Raw genomic sequence first — 15,665 nt, forward strand, 5'->3', positions numbered from 1 at the left:
CGGATTATTGCAGTCCGCGGGCGGCGGTGCGTGAGTCGGCGTAGCGGACGCATCGTCGGATGGACGGCGGCGGTGCTATTGGCGCTGGCGTTCGCCGGGCTCGGTCAGTGGCAGCTGGGCCGGATGCACGACAAGCGGGCGATGCTCGATGCCGTCGAGCAGACCTTGACCGAACGCCAGGCGGTGCCGTTGGCGCAGGCCGCGGACCCGCATCGCCAGCGCGACTACGATTGGGCGGCCGGGCGTGGGCGCTTCCTCGATACGCCGGCATTCGTGCTCGACAATCAGATCCATGCGGGCCGTCCTGGCTTGCGCGTCTATCGCCTGTTCGCCCCTGACGCTGGCGCGCCGCCGCTGCTGGTCGATCTGGGTTGGGTGCCGATCGCCGACCGCACGGCGCGGATGCCGTCGGCCGAAGTGCTGGCCGGTGACGGGCTGGTCGGGCCGTCGATGGACCTGCAGGGCCTGCTGGCGCCGCCGCCGTCTTCCGGTCTGGCGCTGGGACCTGCGATCGGGCCGGGCCCGGCCTGGCTGATGACGCGCTTCGATGCCCAGGCGATCGCCTCGGCCGCCGGTCTGCCGACGCTGCCGCCGCGGGTGTTGCGGCTCGATCCTGCGCTGCCGGTCGGCTATGGTCGCGATCTGGAGATCCTGCCCAACACCTTGCCGCCCGAAAAACACCTGGGCTACGCCGTTCAATGGTTCGGCCTGGCGTTGACTGTGCTGGTCACCGCCCTGGTGCTCACCTTCCGGAAGTCTCGCCGATGACATCGTCCGTCCCGCGCGCGCAGCGCGACCGCAATCGCCTGCTGCTGGTGCTGATCGTGGTGCTGTTTCTGGGCAGCGCGGTCGTCGCCGGCGCGCTGCGCTTCTCGGGCTGGCGACCGGCTGGCATGCAGAATCATGGCGAATTGCTCGATCCGCCGGCCGATCTGCGTGCACGCACCCCGCGGCTGGTCGATGGCAGCGCCTATGCCTGGCAGCCAGTGGAGCGCCGCTGGCGGATCCTGGTCGCGCCGCCGGCGGACTGCGGGGAGGCCTGTGTCGCGCTGTCGCGTGAGCTCGATCTGGTGTGGCAGCTGTTCGGCCGCAACGCCGATCATGTCGACATCCTGTGGCTGGGCCCGGTGCCTGAGGGTGCGGTGCGCAACTCGGCGTGGCGCGAGCTGCAGGCCGACCCTGGCCTGCGTGCGACATTGCCCCGCGTCGACGGCGGCGCCGGCGAAGCGGACAATGGCGTCCCGGCCTATGTCGTGGACCCCAACGGGTTCGTGATCCTGCGCTACGCTCCCGGCTTCGATCCGGGGCATCTGCGTGCGGATATGGCCAAGCTGCTCAGACTCCGCTGATGACCCACAGCCCGCCCTCGAACGCCACGCCCTACCGCCCGGCCGTCCACCGCCACTTCCACCGCATCGCCTGGTTCGCGGCGGCGCTGACGCTGTGCGTGATCGTGTTCGGCGCATTCGTGCGGCTGTCCGATGCCGGGCTCAGCTGCCCGGATTGGCCGACCTGCTACGGGCGCGCGACCTGGCCGCAGGCCGCCACCGATGTCAGCGACCACGCCGCGAGCGCGATCCGGCCGTTCGAGACCCACAAGGCCTGGCGCGAGCAGGTCCACCGCCACCTGGCGGCGACGCTGGGCGTGTTCGTGCTCGGCCTGGCGTTGCTGGCGGTGCGCCGTCGGCGTCTGGGGCTGGTGCAGGTGATCGGCGCGGCGCTGCTGGTCGCGCTGGCGATCCCGCTGTACATGCGCGGCGAGACGATGGCCGCGCTTGCGGTCGCCGGGCTCGGCGAGGCGCTGCTGCTGTTCGCGGCGCTGCGCTGGTCAAACGTCGACCTCGCGCGCGCGGCGGTGCTGACACTGGCGGTGGTGATCTTCCAGGCGCTGCTGGGCAAGTGGACGGTGACCTTGCTGCTCAAGCCGGTGATCGTCATGGGCCACCTGCTCGGCGGCATGCTGACGTTCTCGCTGCTGCTGTGGATGGCCTGGCGGGCGACGATGCAGCCGATCGTGCTGGCGCAGGCGCACACGTTGCGGCGCTGGACGCTCGTGGCGATCGCGGTGGTCGGCGTGCAGATCGCACTCGGTGGCTGGGTCAGCGCCAACTATGCCGCGCTCGCCTGCGGCGCTGGTGGGTGGACGACCGCGGTCCATCACTACGGGGATTTCCCCAAGTGCGTCGGCCAGTGGTGGCCGCAGGGCGATTTTGGCGAAGGCTTCGTGCTGTGGCGCGGTGTCGGCGTCGACTACGAGGGCGGCGTGCTCGACGGCGCGGCGCGCATCGCGATCCAGTTGGCGCACCGCGCGATGGCGGTGGTCGTGTTCGTCACGCTGCTGGCCTTCGTCGTACGTCTGTCGCGCACGCCCGGTCTGCGTGGCTGGGCGGCGGCGCTGGGCACGCTGACGCTGGCGCAGGTGCTGCTGGGCATCCTCAACGTCAAGCTCGCGCTGCCGCTGTGGGTCGCGGTGCTGCACAACGGCGGCGCCGCGCTGCTGCTGTTCGTGCTGGTCTCGTTGCTGGCGCGGCTGCGGCGGCCCGACTGACATGGCCGGCAGCAAGGCACGCGAATACTGGACGCTGACCAAGCCGCGGGTGGTCGCGCTGATCGTGTTCACTGCCCTGGTGGGCATGTTTCTTGCCGTCCCGGGCCTGCCGCCGGCGCGTGAGAGCGTGTTCGGCCTGCTCGGCATCTGGCTGGCGGCCGCCTCGGCGGCGGCGATCAACCACCTGATCGACCAGCGCATCGACAAGGTCATGGCGCGCACCGCGCATCGCCCGCTGGCGACTGGGGCGCTGCGGCCGGGACAGGTGCTGGCATTCGCGCTGGTGCTCGGCGCGCTGTCGATGGCGATCCTGATTCTGCTGGTCAACACGCTGACCGCGGTGCTGACCTTCGCCTCGCTGATCGGCTACGCGGTCGTTTACACCGGCTGGCTCAAGCGCGCGACGCCGCAGAACATCGTGATCGGCGGCATCGCCGGCGCTGCACCACCGCTGCTGGGCTGGGCCGCGGTGACCGGCATGACCGGACAGTGGGACTGGGCGCACGCGCTGCTGCTGGTGCTGATCGTGTTCGTGTGGACGCCGCCGCACTTCTGGGCGCTGGCGATCTTCCGCCGCGAGGATTACGCCCGCGCGCTGGTGCCGATGCTGCCGGTGACCCACGGCGTGGCCTACACACGCTGGCAGATCCTGATCTACACGGTGCTGCTGGTGGTGGTCACACTGCTGCCGGTGGCGATCGGCATGAGCGGACTGTTCTACCTGGGCGGGGCGGTCGTGCTCGGCCTGGTGTTCCTCTGGTACGCCTGGCGGCTGCTCGATCCGCCGGACGAGTTCTTCGCGATGCGGATGTTCAATTACTCGGTGGTGTACCTGATGGCGCTGTTCGCGTTCCTGCTGGTCGACCACTGGCTGCTGCCGTGGCTGCCGGGGGCGGGCGGACTGACCGGCGGCGGTATGGACTGGCAGCGCGTGGGCTGACGAGGCCTTCCCGAAATCCGCCTGTCCAAAGGGCGCTGGAAACGTTTTCATGAATGCGGCAACATAGCGCCGCCCGCGCGCGTGTACCCGCCGCCTGCCTGTGGCCGTCCGTCAGTGCCGGCCGGCGCCAGTCCTGCGGCCGCGCGGATCGCACCCTTCCCTGCTCCCCCCAGGACACCCTCATGTCGAATCTCCAGGCGCTGCTGCCGCAGCGCGATCTGCGCTTCACCCGCAAGGCCGTTGGCGTGGGCGGCGGCCCGCTGCTTGCCCTGTTGATGTTCCTGGTCGCCGGTGCGATCGCGTGGTGGCAGGCGCCCGGCCTGCTGCAGGACATGCAGATCCGCGCCAATCCGCACGAGCTCGAGGACTACGACCTGCGCGATGGCCGTTGCACGACGCGCAAGGCGGTGTTCACCGATTGCGAGGCCGATGTCGCCTATCGCGTCGATGGCGTCGACTACGAGAAGCACATCTCGCTGATGTTCCTGTCGTTCTCGCGCGGCGACTATGCGGCCAGCCTGGTGGTTGCGGCCGACGACCCGTCGAAGGCGGCGCTGAGCATTGGCCTTGAGCGCATCTGGAACCGCGTGGCGTTCTTCCTGGTGCTGTTCGGGATCTTCGCCGGCCTGGGCGTCGTGGCGATCGTCACCTGGGTGCGCAATGGCCGCCTCAACCGCGCCGCGCAGCAGCCGCAGCGCTGGGTTCCCGAGCCGGTCGAAGTCAAGACGGCGCAGTCCTCGTTCGGCGGCACGGTCGTCACCTACGCCTACGGCAAGCTCCCCGGCCGCGCCGCAGGCAAGCAGAACGTCCGCTTCGGCAAGCGTGAGGCACCGTTGCTGGTCGATACCCCGGACGGCGAGACCCAGGCGCTGGCGCTGCGTCCTGCGTCCGGCGGGCCGGCCCTGCTGCTCGATGCCGGGCTGCAGCGCATCGACCTGACCGAGGCCGAGCGGCAGGCCGCGTTCGCGGTGCTGGGCGCCTCGCCCGACGTGTCCGCCTGAGGCGCGCGCCCGGCCGCTCAGGCCGGGTAGATGCCGCCGAGCACCCGGGGACCGGCGGCGCCGGTCACCGACGGTAGATTCCCCGGCAATCCGAGCACGGTCTGTCGGGCCAGCCACGCAAAGCCCATGGCCTCGACATGATCGGGGTCGAGCCCGTGCGCCGCGCTCGACACCACGGCGATGCCGGGCAGGGCATCGGCCACCGCCGCCATCAGCGCGGGGTTGTGCACACCGCCGCCGCAGGCGATCAGGCGAACGGTGCTCGGCTGGGTGGCGCGCAGCGCATCGGCGATCGTCGTCGCGCTCAGCGCCAGCAACGTCGCCTGCACGTCGGCCGGCGCCTCGTGACCGGTCAGCGCGGTCTCGACCCAGTCCAGATGGAACTGATCGCGGCCCGAGGACTTGGGTGGCGGCAGCGCGAACCAGGGCGCCGCACGCAGTCGCGCCAGCAACGTCGGGTCGATCCGGCCACTGGACGCCAGCGCGCCGCCGCGATCGAACGGCTGGCCGGTGTGGCGCAGGCACCAGGCATCCATCAGCCCGTTGGCCGGACCGGTGTCGAAGCCGCGCACCGCGGCGCCATCGGCCGGCAGCAGGGTGAGATTGGCGATGCCGCCCAGGTTGAGCACCGCCCGGTCCTCGCCGGGCGCGTGCAGCAGCGCGGCGTGCAGTGCCGGCAGCAACGGAGCGCCGTGGCCGCCGGCGGCGACATCGCGGCGGCGGAAATCGGCCACGGTGCGGATGCCGGTGCGCTCGGCGATGCGGGAGGGATCGCCAAGCTGCAGCGTGAACCCGTGCCGCCCGTCGCCGTGGCGCCCCTGCGGGCGGTGGCGCAGGGTCTGGCCGTGCGAGCCGATCGCCGCGATGTCCGCAGCCGTCAGCCCGGCCTCGGCCAGCACCCGGTTGGCCGCCTGCGCGAAGCCCTCGGCGATCCGGCTGTCGAGCTCGCCCAGGTCGTCGAGGGTCAGCGGCGCGGCCTGCTGGCCCAGCGCCACCAGCTGCGTGCGCAGGTCTTCGGGCCAGGGATAGGTGCGGCCCAGGCGCAGGTCGGCCCGCAAGCGGCCGGCGCCGTCCTCGAAGCGCACGATCGCCGCATCGATGCCGTCGGCGCTGGTGCCCGAGATCAGGCCGAGGAACAGGTCGGGCATGGGCGCGCGCAGGGCTCGGGACATGCGAAACGCCCGGCCGGAGCCGGGCGTGGGATCAACCGCGGGTGGTGCGACCCGCGTCGGCGCTGGCGACCTGGCGGTCGGCGCGTTCGGGGGCGGGACGCGCCGGCACGTCGGCGTAGATGATGTCCTCGACTTCGCGGATGCGGGCGAGCGCCGGGCCGGTCTGCTGGCGGAACTGCGCCAGCGCCGTGCCGCTCAGCGGGTCGGGCTCGGGCATCGTGTGCTGCAGCGGGTTGCGGTGCTGGCCGTTGACGCGGAACTCGTAGTGCAGGTGCGGACCGGTCGCCAGGCCCGTGGAGCCCACATAGCCGATCACCGTGCCCTGCGAGACGCGCTGGCCCTGGCGGACATTGCCAAAGCGCGACATGTGGGCATAGAGCGTGGTGTGGCCGCGGCCGTGGTCGAGGATCACGACGTTGCCGTAGCCGCGCTGGGTGCCCTTGAACTGCACGCGGGCATCGCCGGCGGCCATGATCGGGGTGCCCGTGGCGGCGGCGTAGTCCACGCCCTTGTGCATGCGCATCGTGCCCAGCACCGGGTGGCGCCGGCTGCCGAAGCGCGAGCTCAGCCGCGCGTACTGGATCGGCATGCGGATGAAGCTCTTCTTCAGCGGGCGGCCTTCGGCGTTGTAGTACTCGGCCTTGCCGTCGTGCTCGAAGCGGAACGCCGAGAACGGCTTGCCCTTGGCGGTGAACACCGCCGCCTGCACCGGGCCGCTGCGGATCAGCTCGCCCTCGCGCCAGACCTGCTCGACGACCACGCTGAAACGATCGTTCTGGGTGACGTCGGTGTTGAAGTCGATGTCGTACTTGAAGACTTCGTCGGTCAGCGTGTTGATGTTCGCGCCCGACAGGCCCAGCCGGCGTGCCGAGTGGAACAGCGAGCGGCCGACCTGGCCACTGATGACGACGTTGCGGATCTCGACCGGGCGCTCGATGACCTGTTCCTGGACCGCGTCGCCGGCGAGCGTCAGTTCGACGCGCTCGGTTTCGCTGCGGTCATAACGCAGCTTCTGAAGACTGCCGTCGGCGGCGATGTCGAAGCCCAATTCAGTGCCTGGGCGCATGCGCGTGAGCTTGGCCTTGGCATCGGGCAGCTCGAGGATGCGGTGCATCGTCGCCGCCGGCAGGTCGAGATCGGAGAAGATCGAGCCGAGCGTCTGGCCCTGGGCAACAGTGACCAACTGCCAATTGTCGTGCTGTTGCTGCGCACTGCGCTGCTGCGCGGTCAGTGGCGGCAGTGCCAACGACATCGTGACCAGCTGATGGCCGTCGTCGTCACCGTCGCGCATCGCGTGCGAGAACCCGGGGACTAACGCGACGACCAGTGCGCCGAGCGTCGCGAATAGACTGGCATGCGCCCAATCGCGTCGCGTCCAGCGGCCCGGATACAGCCGGATCCCGCGCGCATTGCCTTCCTGCGCCGTATTCCGCGCTGCCGCCTGCAGGTTCTCATGAAGCACGCGCTGGTGGTGGGCGTCGGCCTGCGGCGGGACGGGTGTCGTCATCGTGGCGGATCCCGGTGCGTGAAAGACGTGTCAGCGCGGTAACATAGAGATGTGAGCTCCATGCGTCAAATGACTGACGGCGCAGGAATTTTTCTTCCATTCACCAGATAACGACACGTTAACGCCTGTAGCGTGCGTATTCACATCGTGAATACGCGGCGTGTCTTCCCAGAGACGCCTCCCCAGATGTCCCAGACTTCCGCCCTCGACCTGATCGCACGCGGCAGCGACGAAATCCTCAAGCGCGATGACCTGCAGGCCCGGCTCGCCCTCGGTCGCCCGTTGCGCATCAAGGCCGGTTTCGACCCGACCGCGCCCGACCTGCATCTGGGTCACACGGTGCTGCTCAACAAGATGCGCCAGTTCCAGGACCTGGGCCATACGGTGATCTTCCTGATCGGCGACTTCACCGGAATGATCGGTGATCCGTCGGGCAAGAGCGCCACACGCAAGGCCCTCTCGCGCGAGGACGTGCTCGCGAATGCCGAGACCTACAAGGCGCAGGTGTTCAAGGTGCTCGATGCCGAGCGTACCGAAGTGCGCTTCAACTCCGAATGGTTCGGGGCAATGGGCGCGGCGGACATGATCCGACTGGCGTCCACCCATACGGTTGCGCGCATGCTCGAGCGCGACGACTTCGCCAAGCGTTACGCCGGCCAGCAGCCGATCGCGATCCACGAGTTTCTCTATCCGCTGGTGCAGGGTTACGACTCGGTCGCGCTGCGCGCCGATGTCGAATGCGGCGGTACCGACCAGAAGTTCAACCTGCTGATGGGACGCGCGCTGCAGGAACATCATGGTCAGGCGCCGCAGGTCGTGTTGACGATGCCACTGCTCGTCGGTCTGGACGGCGTGGCCAAGATGTCCAAGTCGCTGGGCAACTACATCGGTGTGACCGACCCGGCGATCGACATCGTCAACAAGACGATGAAGATCGGCGACGCGCTGATGTGGAACTGGATCGAGCTGTTGAGCCTGGAGATCGGCATCGACGAAGCCGTGCGGCTCCGCGCCGAGGTCGAGGCCGGCGCGCTGAACCCGCGCGATGTGAAGCTGCGCTTGGCCCGCGAGCTCGCGACGCGCTTTCACGACGCCGACGCGGCGCAGACCGCGATCGCCGGCTGGCATGCCGCGGTGACCGGCGAGGGCGATGTGACCGCACTGCCGTTGCAGGACGTGGCGGTGCCCACTGAGGGCCTGCGTATCGCCGCGCTGCTGACCGCCGCCGGCATCACCTCGAGCAATTCAGAGGCCAACCGCAAGCTCAAGGAGCGCGCGGTCAAGGTCGACGGCGCCGTCGTCGAAGACGCCGGTCTGGTGTTTTCGCCTGGATTCGAAGGCGTGCTGCAGGTCGGCAAGCGCAACTTCGCGCGGGTGCGGCTGGTCGGCTGATCGCGCAGTCTTGCGGGGCACTGCCTGGTTGGCGCCCTGTACGACCTGGAAAGCGATATCCGTGGCAGGTCGCGTGTCAGGAGAAGGCGACGCATACGCGTCGGTTCGTCATTGTCCCGAACCGGTGGCTTCCGATGCAGGTGTGGTCGCCGCCGGGGATTCGGCAGTCCGCGCCGAAAACCATGCGCGATAGGCATCGGCGTCGTAGAACGAAGCGGATTCGATCTCCCTGAGCGGGATCACCTTGATCCAGTCCTCTGCATGGATCTCGCCCACGTTGCCGAATTTTGCCAATGCGCATTCCGCGTCCCTGATCATAGCGTCGAGCTTGCTCCGCTCCTTCTGGAGCATGGCGTCTTCGATGTCGAAGCCGAGTTCCTTGATTCTTGCCTCGAACAACGTGCGCTCGCCTCGACGTGATTCCAGATTCCGCTTTGCCGCCCAAAGCTCAATGAGCGGATACTCGGTCCGCTCGCCCATGCGCAAGCTGTCCTTGTCGCGATAGCTGGAGAACAGGGGCACGATCTCGACGCACACGTCGTCGCGCTCGGTGTCTGTGGGCGCCTCGCGTATGCGCCCGCAATAGATCTTCCTCGACTTGAGCGTCAGCATCACAAAGCGTTGTTCTTCCGCTGCGCGGCGCAGCAACTGGGCGATGCTGCTGCCGAAGCTTTCGGTCATCCAGCTATAGACCCACTTGGCTGTGGACTGGCGCTTTCCCTGGTGGATGGCCCACAGGACCGCGTTCAAGAAGAAAGCGGCGCCCACCGACGCGACCAGCGTCAATGCCGCGCGAAAGGAGTGGGGTAGGGGAATCGCACGGTGGAAGCTGTCGGCAAGTCCTCTGACGATGTCGCTCGCCCCCAGGCTCGACAGCCCGAACACGATGAAGGTCAGGGCCAGGCCAGACCCCGCTGCCATGAAGAAGAGCTTCTGCCCTTCTGCCTTGCCGCTGAAGTAGCGCAGCGGATAGAAGATCAGGTTGAACAGGTATCCGCTGATCAGCAGCGGCAGAAGGATCAGTGCGGCGCCTCCCATGGCCATACCACGCTCCCTGTGCGATCAGGCTATCCGGCCTGCATCAAGCGAGTGGGGTCGAGCGTACGCAATCGCTCGACGATGCGATCGCCTTCCGATCGGCTGACGAACACGCGATCCAGATCGATCCGAAGCGTGCCGTCGAAGCTCTGGGTGGATTGTTGGCTGCTCAGCTCCTTCGCCGCAAAGGATTCGAAGTTGGCAATGAACTCCGCCATGCGCCTGTGCTTGTTATGTCCGGCCATGAAGAAAGCTCGCGATCGAATGGGATGGAGGCACGCTATCTGACGACAGTCTCAAAGCCCGAGACCTGAACGGAAACGGGCTGGGGAATGCGTTTACGAACGGGACTATAGGGCCGGCACCCAGGCCTTTCCAATGCCTGCCGCCTTTTAGGTCGCCGCCGGCCAAGGCGCGCCGCGCCAGGTCGCATGGTCGGCGAAGCGCAGCAGCGCGAGATCCTCGTCGGTGTCGCCATAGGCGTGCACCTGTGCGAACGCCTCGCGCGGATACGCGGCGCGGACGCGCCGGGCCTTTTCGTCGCCGGCGCATTGCGCGCCGGCGTAGCGGCCGGTGAGGCGGCCGTCGGCCTGCTCGAGCCTCGAGCACAGCAGGGCCACGCCCTGCGCCGCGCACCAGGGTGCGAGCAGGTCGTCGAGATTGCCCGAGACCACGACCACGGTGTCGCCGCGCGCGCGATGCCAGTCGATCCGTGCCTGCATCTGCGGACGCACCAGCGCAGGCAATCGCGTGGCCGCCAGCATCGCGCCCGCCGCGGCGACACGCGCGGCCGGCAATCCGGAGAAGGCGTAGCGCACGAGTGCCGCGCGTGTACGGATGCCCGACAGCAGGCCCAGGCGGTAGGCGATCACGATCGGCGCCATCAGCACGCGCCCGGCGATCAGTCGCCAACGCGGCGTCGCGGCGACGAGCAGGTCAGGAAAGGTATCGCGGGTCGTGATCGTGCCGTCGAAGTCGAACAGCGCGAGATCGGGCAGCGCAGCGGCATCACCGGCGGGATCGGACGTGTCCGCTGGCCCCATCCGGGCGGTTGGCAGGTCGGCGTGCGGGTCGATGGGTGCGGGCATCGGGCGGTCCTCGCCAACACGAAGGGCGGCCTCGCCGCCGCCCTTCGCAAGGTGTCGCGACGGCCGGCCTGACCGGCCGGCGTCCATGGTTACGGCGTGCCGGCCTGGCCGCGCGCCGCGTCGCGTGCGGCCTTGAACGGATTGCCGTCGTACCAGTTCGGCCAGCGGTCGCCATCGGCAAGCGTGCGGCCGACGCCGTACAGCGCCTCGAGATCCTGCACCACGCCATCCAGGTTCCAGTCGGGGTTGTACTCATCGCCGGGCTGGTGATAGCGCGTGGCGTAGTCGTCGCTCGCTGCCTTGCCCGCGGCGGTGCCACCCTCGACCAGATCGTTGCCGCCCTTGGCGTACAGCGCGGGCACGCCGGCCTTGGCGAAGTTGAAATGGTCGGAGCGGAAGTAGTAGCCGCCGGCCGGGTTGCCTTCCTCGACCAGCGTGCGGTTCTGCTGGCCGGCGTAGGTCTGCAGGATGTCCTCCAGCTCCGAGCTGCCCTTGCCGGTGACCACGAAGTCGCGCGAGGGGCCGGCGACGCTCATTGCGTCGAGGTTGATCACGCCGACCGTCTGCGCCAGGTCGATGCTCGGCTGGGCGACGTAGTACTTGCTGCCCAGCAGGCCCGATTCCTCGAGCGTGACCGCCAGAAACACCAGCGAACGCTTCGGCTTGGGCTCGGCAGTGGCGAATTTCTCGGCGATCTCGATGATGCCGGCCACGCCGGTGGCGTTGTCGATCGCACCGTTGTAGATCGTGTCCTCGCCGTTATCGGATTGCCCGCCCTCATGCTTGCCCAGGTGGTCCCAGTGGGCGAGGTAGAGGATCGCCTCGTCCGGCGCTTGCGTGCCAGGCAGGATGCCCACGACGTTGCGCGAGCTCTTTTCGGCCACCGTGCTCTTGAGGTCGAACGACACCTTGGCGTTCAGCGGCACCGGCTTGAAGCCGCGCTGGTTGGCGGCCTGGATCTGCGCATCGAGGTCGAGGCCGGCGTCGGCGAACAGGGCGCGGGCGACGTCGCCGGTGATCCAGCCCTGCGCGGGCAGGCGCGGCTCGGGATCGTCCTGCGGGCGCAGGTCGAACTGCGCGCCCGACCACGAGTTCTTGACCACGTCCCAGCCGTAGGACGCACCGGCGGTGTCGTGCACGATCAGCGCCGCGGCCGCGCCCTTGCGCGCGGCTTCCTCGAACTTGTAGGTCCAACGGCCGTAGTAGGTCATGCGCTCACCTTCGAACAGCGACGCATCCTGGGCGTGGAAGCCCGGATCGTTGACCAGGATGACGACAGTCTTGCCCTTGACGTCGAGGCCGGCATAGTCGTTCCAGTTCTGCTCGGGCGCGTCGACGCCGTAGCCGACAAAGACCAGTTCGCTGTCGGCGACTTCGATCTGCGGCTTGCCGGTGCGCGTGCCCAGCACCATGTCGCGGCCGAACGCCAGGTCGCGCGAGCCCTTGGCGGTGGTGAGCTTGAGCACGGTCGACTCGTCGGCCGTGGTCTCGACCATCGGCACGGTCTGGTACCAGCTGTCGTTGTCGCCGCCCGGCTGCAGGCCGATGCGCTGGAACTGGGCGCTGATGTACTCGACCGTGCGGTCTTCACCGACGGTGCCCGGCGCGCGGCCCTCGAATTCATCGGAGGCCAGCGTCTTGACCAGTTCGCCGAAGTCCGCACCGGTGATCTCCGGCGAGAACGTGTGCGCGGCGTCGGGCGTGGGGGACGTCGCTGCGGTGTCGGCCGCCTTGTCCTGGGCGCCGCATGCCGCGAGTACGAGCGCGGCCGGCAGGGCCAGCATCAAGTGGGGTCTGCGCATCCGGTGATCACTCCTGCAAGCTGTGGACGCCGCACTATACGGTCGTTCAGCTGCCGATGCGCGCCGGCCCGTTCAGTCCTTCGGGGCCTGCGCGCCGTCGTAAGCGATCGCGGTGGCGCCGCTGATCGGACCGGTGCGCGCACTGCTGTGGACGTACAGCGTGACTTCGCGCTTGAACGTCAGCGGGCCTTCGATCACCGCATTGGGGCCGATGATCACCCGCGGGCTGCGGCGGTTGATCGTGACCGGGAACCAGTTCGAGGACGGCTTGTCGACCGTCAGGCCGCCGCGCACCTTCGAGGCGGCGCCGATGGTGACATCGCCATTGACCGTCTTCACGTCGCCGGTTACCTCGGTGCCGACCAGGCCGATCGCGCCGTTGACGGTGACCACGTTGCCGTCGACCCGTCCGCCGCGATCGACGAACACGCCGCCGCTGACGCTCTCGATACTGCCGGCGATCTGCGCGTCCTGGCCCAGCCGAACGCCGCCGTTGACGGTGGTCAGGCTGCGGGTGCGCGCCCGCGCGCCCAGGGTGATGCCACCGTTGACGGTCTCCACGGTGCCGGCCTGGATGTCATCGTCGCCGCGGATGCCGCCATTGACGGTCTCCACGTCCTTGGCGCGGACGCCGTCGCCGATGCGGATGCCGCCGTTGACTGTCGACAGGTCGCCGTAGGACTGGCCGGCCTCGGCGGTGATCCCGCCGTTGACCTTCGAGACGTCGGCCTGGGCGCAGACGGCGCCGGCAGACAGGGCGAGGGCGAACGCGAGCAATGCGCGGACGGGGCGGTGCGGACGGGCAGCGGACATGGCGAACCTCGAGGAAGGGCGGAGCGGGCGGAGCCCGCCGTCGACCGTAGCTTGCCGTCGTGTCGGTACAATCGCATCTGTCTTTGGTCACTGGGCCGTTCGTCGTGCCGCATGCCACTCCCGCCTCCCGTCCGCGCCCCGTCGTCCTGCTGATCCTCGACGGCTGGGGACACCGCGACGACCCGCGCGACAACGCGCTCGCGCTCGCGAACATTCCGACCTGGCGCGGTCTGCTCGCCGCGCATCCGAGCACGCTGATCCATACCGAGGGTCGCCACGTCGGCCTGCCGGACGGGCAGATGGGCAACTCGGAGGTCGGCCACATGAACATCGGCGCCGGCCGGGTCGTCTATCAGGACCTGACCCGCATCGATGCCGCGATCGAGGACGGCAGCTTCTTCGCCAACGCCGAGTTGGGCGCGGCCTGCGACGCGGTGCGCGCCAACGACGGCACGCTGCACGTGATGGGCCTGCTCTCGCCCGGCGGCGTCCACAGCCACGAGGCGCACCTGTTCGCAATGCTCGAACTGGCGCATCGCCGCGGCGTGGCGCGCGTGGCCGTGCACGCGTTCACCGATGGCCGCGACATGCCGCCACGTTCGGCCGAACCGAGCCTGCGCGCGCTGCAAGACCGCTGCGCGGCGCTGGGCAACGCGCACGTGGCCAGCGTGTCGGGCCGCTACTACGCGATGGACCGCGACCAGCGCTGGGAGCGCGTGCGCCAGGCCTGGGACGCGATCGTCGAAGCCGCCTCGCCGTACCGCGCGCCCGACGCAGTCGCAGCCCTGCAGGCTGCCTATGCGCGCGACGAGAACGACGAATTCGTGCGTCCGACCGTCATCGACGGCGCGGTGCCGATGGCCGACGGCGACGCCGTGGTGTTCATGAACTTCCGCGCCGACCGCGCCCGCCAGCTCACCGCGGCGTTCGTCGACCCGGCCTTCGCCGGGTTCCAGGCGCGGCGTCCGGCGTTGTCGCGCTTCGTCTGCCTGACCGAGTACGACGCGCGGCTGCCCGCACCGCTGGCCTTCGCGCCCGACGATCTGCCCAACACGCTGGGCGAAGTGCTTGGCGCCCAAGCGCTGACCCAGCTGCGCATCGCCGAGACCGAGAAGTACGCGCACGTCACGTTCTTCCTCAGCGGCGGCCGCGAGGCGCCGTTCCCGGGCGAGGAGCGCATCCTGGTGCCCAGCCCCAAGGTCGCGACCTACGATCTGCAGCCGGAGATGAGCGCGCCCGAGGTCTGCGCGCAACTGGTGCAGGCGGTGCGCGACGAGCGCTTCGATGTCGTGATCTGCAACTTCGCCAACCCCGACATGGTCGGGCACACCGGCGTGCTCGAGGCGGCGATCAAGGCGGTGGAGACCGTCGACCGCGCGGTCGGCGAGATCGTCGAGATCGTGCGTGCGAAGGGTGGCGAGCTGCTGGTCACGGCCGACCACGGCAACGTCGAGATGATGCGCGACCCCGAGACCGGCGAGCCGCATACCGCGCACACGGTCGGCCCGGTCGATCTGGTCTACGTCGGCAGCCGGCCCGGCCCGCTGCGCCGGGGTGGAGCGCTGCGCGACCTGGCGCCGACGATCCTCGACCTGCTCGGCCTGCCGGTGCCGGCCGAGATGACCGGCCGCAGCCTGCTGCAGGCCGACGGCTGAGCATGACCGGCAGGGCGACTGCGACCGGCGCCGCGCTGCTGCTGACCGCGCTGCTGGCCGCGGCGCTGCCGGTGCTCGAGGTCGCGGCCCAGAACAGCCGCGAGACCGAACGCCGCCTGGAGCGGGTGCGCAAGGAGCTGCGTGACGTCGCCGCCGAGCGCCGTCGCCTCGAGGGCCAGCGCGGCGCCGCCGCACGCGAACTGCGCCAGGCCGACGAACAGGTTGCGGCGTCGACCACCGCGCTGCGCGAAACCCGGATCAAGCTCGCGGCCGAGCAGGCCGAGCTCGAGCGCCTGCAGGCGCGCCGCCAGACCCTCATCGCCACCGTCGAGCAGCGTCGCGCCGAGTTGGCGACGTTGCTGCGGGCGGCCTACACCATCGGCGACGAGGCCGCGCTCAAGCTGATGCTGGCGCAGGACCGGGTCGCCGACGCCGGCCGCCTACTGGTCTACCACCGCTACCTGCAGCAGCAGCGCAGCGAGCGCATCGCAGAGCTGCGGGCCGAAATGACCGAGCTCGACGGCATGGAGGCGGCGATCCAGGATCGCCGCGCCGCGCTCGAGGCCGCGCATGCCGAACAGCGGGCACGGCTGGCGCAGGTCGAGGCCGATCGCAGCAAGCGCGCCGACGCGGTCAAAGGGCTGGATGCGAAGTTCAACGATCGCAGTGCCCGCGAAAAGGCCCTGGGTCAGGATGCACGCTCGCTGGA

At 69.3% G+C, this 15,665-nt stretch carries 14 protein-coding genes and 1 pseudogene; 8 read left to right on the forward strand and 7 right to left on the reverse strand.

The features are described 5' to 3' along the window. Positions 1–30 precede the first annotated feature (30 nt). The 5 genes from WAF18_RS16010 (at position 31) to WAF18_RS16030 (ending at position 4,489) form a co-directional block, all read left to right on the forward strand. Positions 31–768, forward strand: coding sequence for an SURF1 family protein (locus tag WAF18_RS16010; RefSeq protein ID WP_337245992.1), 738 nt, complete (start codon positions 31–33; stop codon positions 766–768). Then, a complete protein-coding gene (locus WAF18_RS16015) occupies positions 765–1,349 on the forward strand; it encodes a hypothetical protein (protein WP_337245993.1) in 585 nt (194 codons plus the stop codon). The genes WAF18_RS16010 and WAF18_RS16015 overlap by 4 nt, the downstream gene beginning before the upstream one ends. Further along, a complete protein-coding gene (locus WAF18_RS16020) occupies positions 1,349–2,548 on the forward strand; it encodes a COX15/CtaA family protein (protein ID WP_337245994.1) in 1,200 nt (399 codons plus the stop codon). Before WAF18_RS16015 ends, WAF18_RS16020 begins: the two co-directional genes overlap by 1 nt. A gap of 1 nt (position 2,549) precedes the next feature. Continuing rightward, a complete protein-coding gene (gene cyoE, locus WAF18_RS16025; RefSeq protein ID WP_337245995.1) occupies positions 2,550–3,488 on the forward strand; it encodes a heme o synthase in 939 nt (312 codons plus the stop codon). 182 nt (positions 3,489–3,670) lie between these two features. Beyond that, positions 3,671–4,489 carry a hypothetical protein gene (locus tag WAF18_RS16030; protein WP_337245996.1) on the forward strand — a complete coding sequence of 273 codons (819 nt, stop codon included), beginning with the start codon at positions 3,671–3,673 and terminating at the stop codon, positions 4,487–4,489. A gap of 17 nt (positions 4,490–4,506) precedes the next feature. Here WAF18_RS16030 and WAF18_RS16035 read toward each other — a convergent pair whose 3' ends face one another. Continuing rightward, a complete protein-coding gene (locus tag WAF18_RS16035; RefSeq protein ID WP_337245997.1) occupies positions 4,507–5,661 on the reverse strand; it encodes an anhydro-N-acetylmuramic acid kinase in 1,155 nt (384 codons plus the stop codon). 31 nt (positions 5,662–5,692) lie between these two features. After that, positions 5,693–7,168, reverse strand: a complete 1,476-nt coding sequence (locus tag WAF18_RS16040) for a peptidoglycan DD-metalloendopeptidase family protein (protein WP_337245998.1) — start codon at positions 7,166–7,168, stop codon at positions 5,693–5,695. A gap of 186 nt (positions 7,169–7,354) precedes the next feature. Here WAF18_RS16040 and tyrS point away from each other — a divergent pair, with 186 nt between their 5' ends. Further along, on the forward strand, positions 7,355–8,560 hold the full coding sequence (gene tyrS / locus WAF18_RS16045) for a tyrosine--tRNA ligase (protein WP_337245999.1): 1,206 nt from the start codon (positions 7,355–7,357) through the stop codon (positions 8,558–8,560). Between the two features lie 108 nt (positions 8,561–8,668). Here the strand turns inward: tyrS and WAF18_RS16050 are convergent, their stop codons facing one another. From WAF18_RS16050 to WAF18_RS16070, 5 genes are all read right to left on the reverse strand, one after another. Further along, entirely contained in the window at positions 8,669–9,604 is a 936-nt protein-coding gene (locus WAF18_RS16050; protein WP_337246000.1) for a hypothetical protein, read from the reverse strand. 23 nt (positions 9,605–9,627) lie between these two features. Further along, positions 9,628–9,816: a hypothetical protein gene (locus tag WAF18_RS16055; RefSeq protein WP_337246001.1), complete on the reverse strand. Its 189-nt coding sequence runs from the start codon at positions 9,814–9,816 to the stop codon at positions 9,628–9,630. Positions 9,817–9,990: 174 nt separating this feature from the next. Continuing rightward, positions 9,991–10,686 (reverse strand): HAD-IB family hydrolase, encoded by a 696-nt coding sequence (locus WAF18_RS16060; RefSeq protein ID WP_337246002.1) that lies wholly within the window; start codon positions 10,684–10,686, stop codon positions 9,991–9,993. An 89-nt stretch (positions 10,687–10,775) separates the two neighbouring features. Further along, the gene (locus WAF18_RS16065; protein ID WP_337246003.1) at positions 10,776–12,488 is read right to left on the reverse strand and encodes a M28 family metallopeptidase; all 1,713 of its coding nucleotides are present in this window, start codon (positions 12,486–12,488) and stop codon (positions 10,776–10,778) included. A 72-nt stretch (positions 12,489–12,560) separates the two neighbouring features. After that, positions 12,561–13,301, reverse strand: a complete 741-nt coding sequence (locus tag WAF18_RS16070) for a hypothetical protein (RefSeq protein ID WP_337246004.1) — start codon at positions 13,299–13,301, stop codon at positions 12,561–12,563. A gap of 104 nt (positions 13,302–13,405) precedes the next feature. Between WAF18_RS16070 and gpmI the strand changes: the two genes are divergently transcribed. Then, positions 13,406–14,956, forward strand: coding sequence for a 2,3-bisphosphoglycerate-independent phosphoglycerate mutase (gene gpmI, locus WAF18_RS16075; RefSeq protein ID WP_345786514.1), 1,551 nt, complete (start codon positions 13,406–13,408; stop codon positions 14,954–14,956). Positions 14,957–14,958: 2 nt separating this feature from the next. Further along, a pseudogene (locus WAF18_RS16080) lies at positions 14,959–15,665 on the forward strand (peptidase M23); the annotation flags it as partial.

The organism is Luteimonas sp. gir, from assembly GCF_037198055.1.
GTDB lineage: Bacteria > Pseudomonadota > Gammaproteobacteria > Xanthomonadales > Xanthomonadaceae > Luteimonas > Luteimonas citri_A.

Excerpts from the sequence above, each read along its gene's own strand:
- WAF18_RS16015 (WP_337245993.1), top strand. The coding sequence starts at position 765 with ATGACATCGTCCGTCCCGCGCGCGCAGCGCGACCGCAATCGCCTGCTG.
- WAF18_RS16020 (WP_337245994.1), top strand. The coding sequence starts at position 1,349 with ATGACCCACAGCCCGCCCTCGAACGCCACGCCCTACCGCCCGGCCGTC.
- cyoE (WP_337245995.1), top strand. The coding sequence starts at position 2,550 with ATGGCCGGCAGCAAGGCACGCGAATACTGGACGCTGACCAAGCCGCGG.
- WAF18_RS16030 (WP_337245996.1), top strand. The coding sequence starts at position 3,671 with ATGTCGAATCTCCAGGCGCTGCTGCCGCAGCGCGATCTGCGCTTCACC.
- WAF18_RS16035 (WP_337245997.1), bottom strand. The coding sequence starts at position 5,661 with ATGTCCCGAGCCCTGCGCGCGCCCATGCCCGACCTGTTCCTCGGCCTG.
- WAF18_RS16040 (WP_337245998.1), bottom strand. The coding sequence starts at position 7,168 with ATGACGACACCCGTCCCGCCGCAGGCCGACGCCCACCACCAGCGCGTG.
- tyrS (WP_337245999.1), top strand. The coding sequence starts at position 7,355 with ATGTCCCAGACTTCCGCCCTCGACCTGATCGCACGCGGCAGCGACGAA.
- WAF18_RS16050 (WP_337246000.1), bottom strand. The coding sequence starts at position 9,604 with ATGGCCATGGGAGGCGCCGCACTGATCCTTCTGCCGCTGCTGATCAGC.
- WAF18_RS16055 (WP_337246001.1), bottom strand. The coding sequence starts at position 9,816 with ATGGCGGAGTTCATTGCCAACTTCGAATCCTTTGCGGCGAAGGAGCTG.
- WAF18_RS16060 (WP_337246002.1), bottom strand. The coding sequence starts at position 10,686 with ATGCCCGCACCCATCGACCCGCACGCCGACCTGCCAACCGCCCGGATG.
- WAF18_RS16065 (WP_337246003.1), bottom strand. The coding sequence starts at position 12,488 with ATGCGCAGACCCCACTTGATGCTGGCCCTGCCGGCCGCGCTCGTACTC.
- WAF18_RS16070 (WP_337246004.1), bottom strand. The coding sequence starts at position 13,301 with ATGTCCGCTGCCCGTCCGCACCGCCCCGTCCGCGCATTGCTCGCGTTC.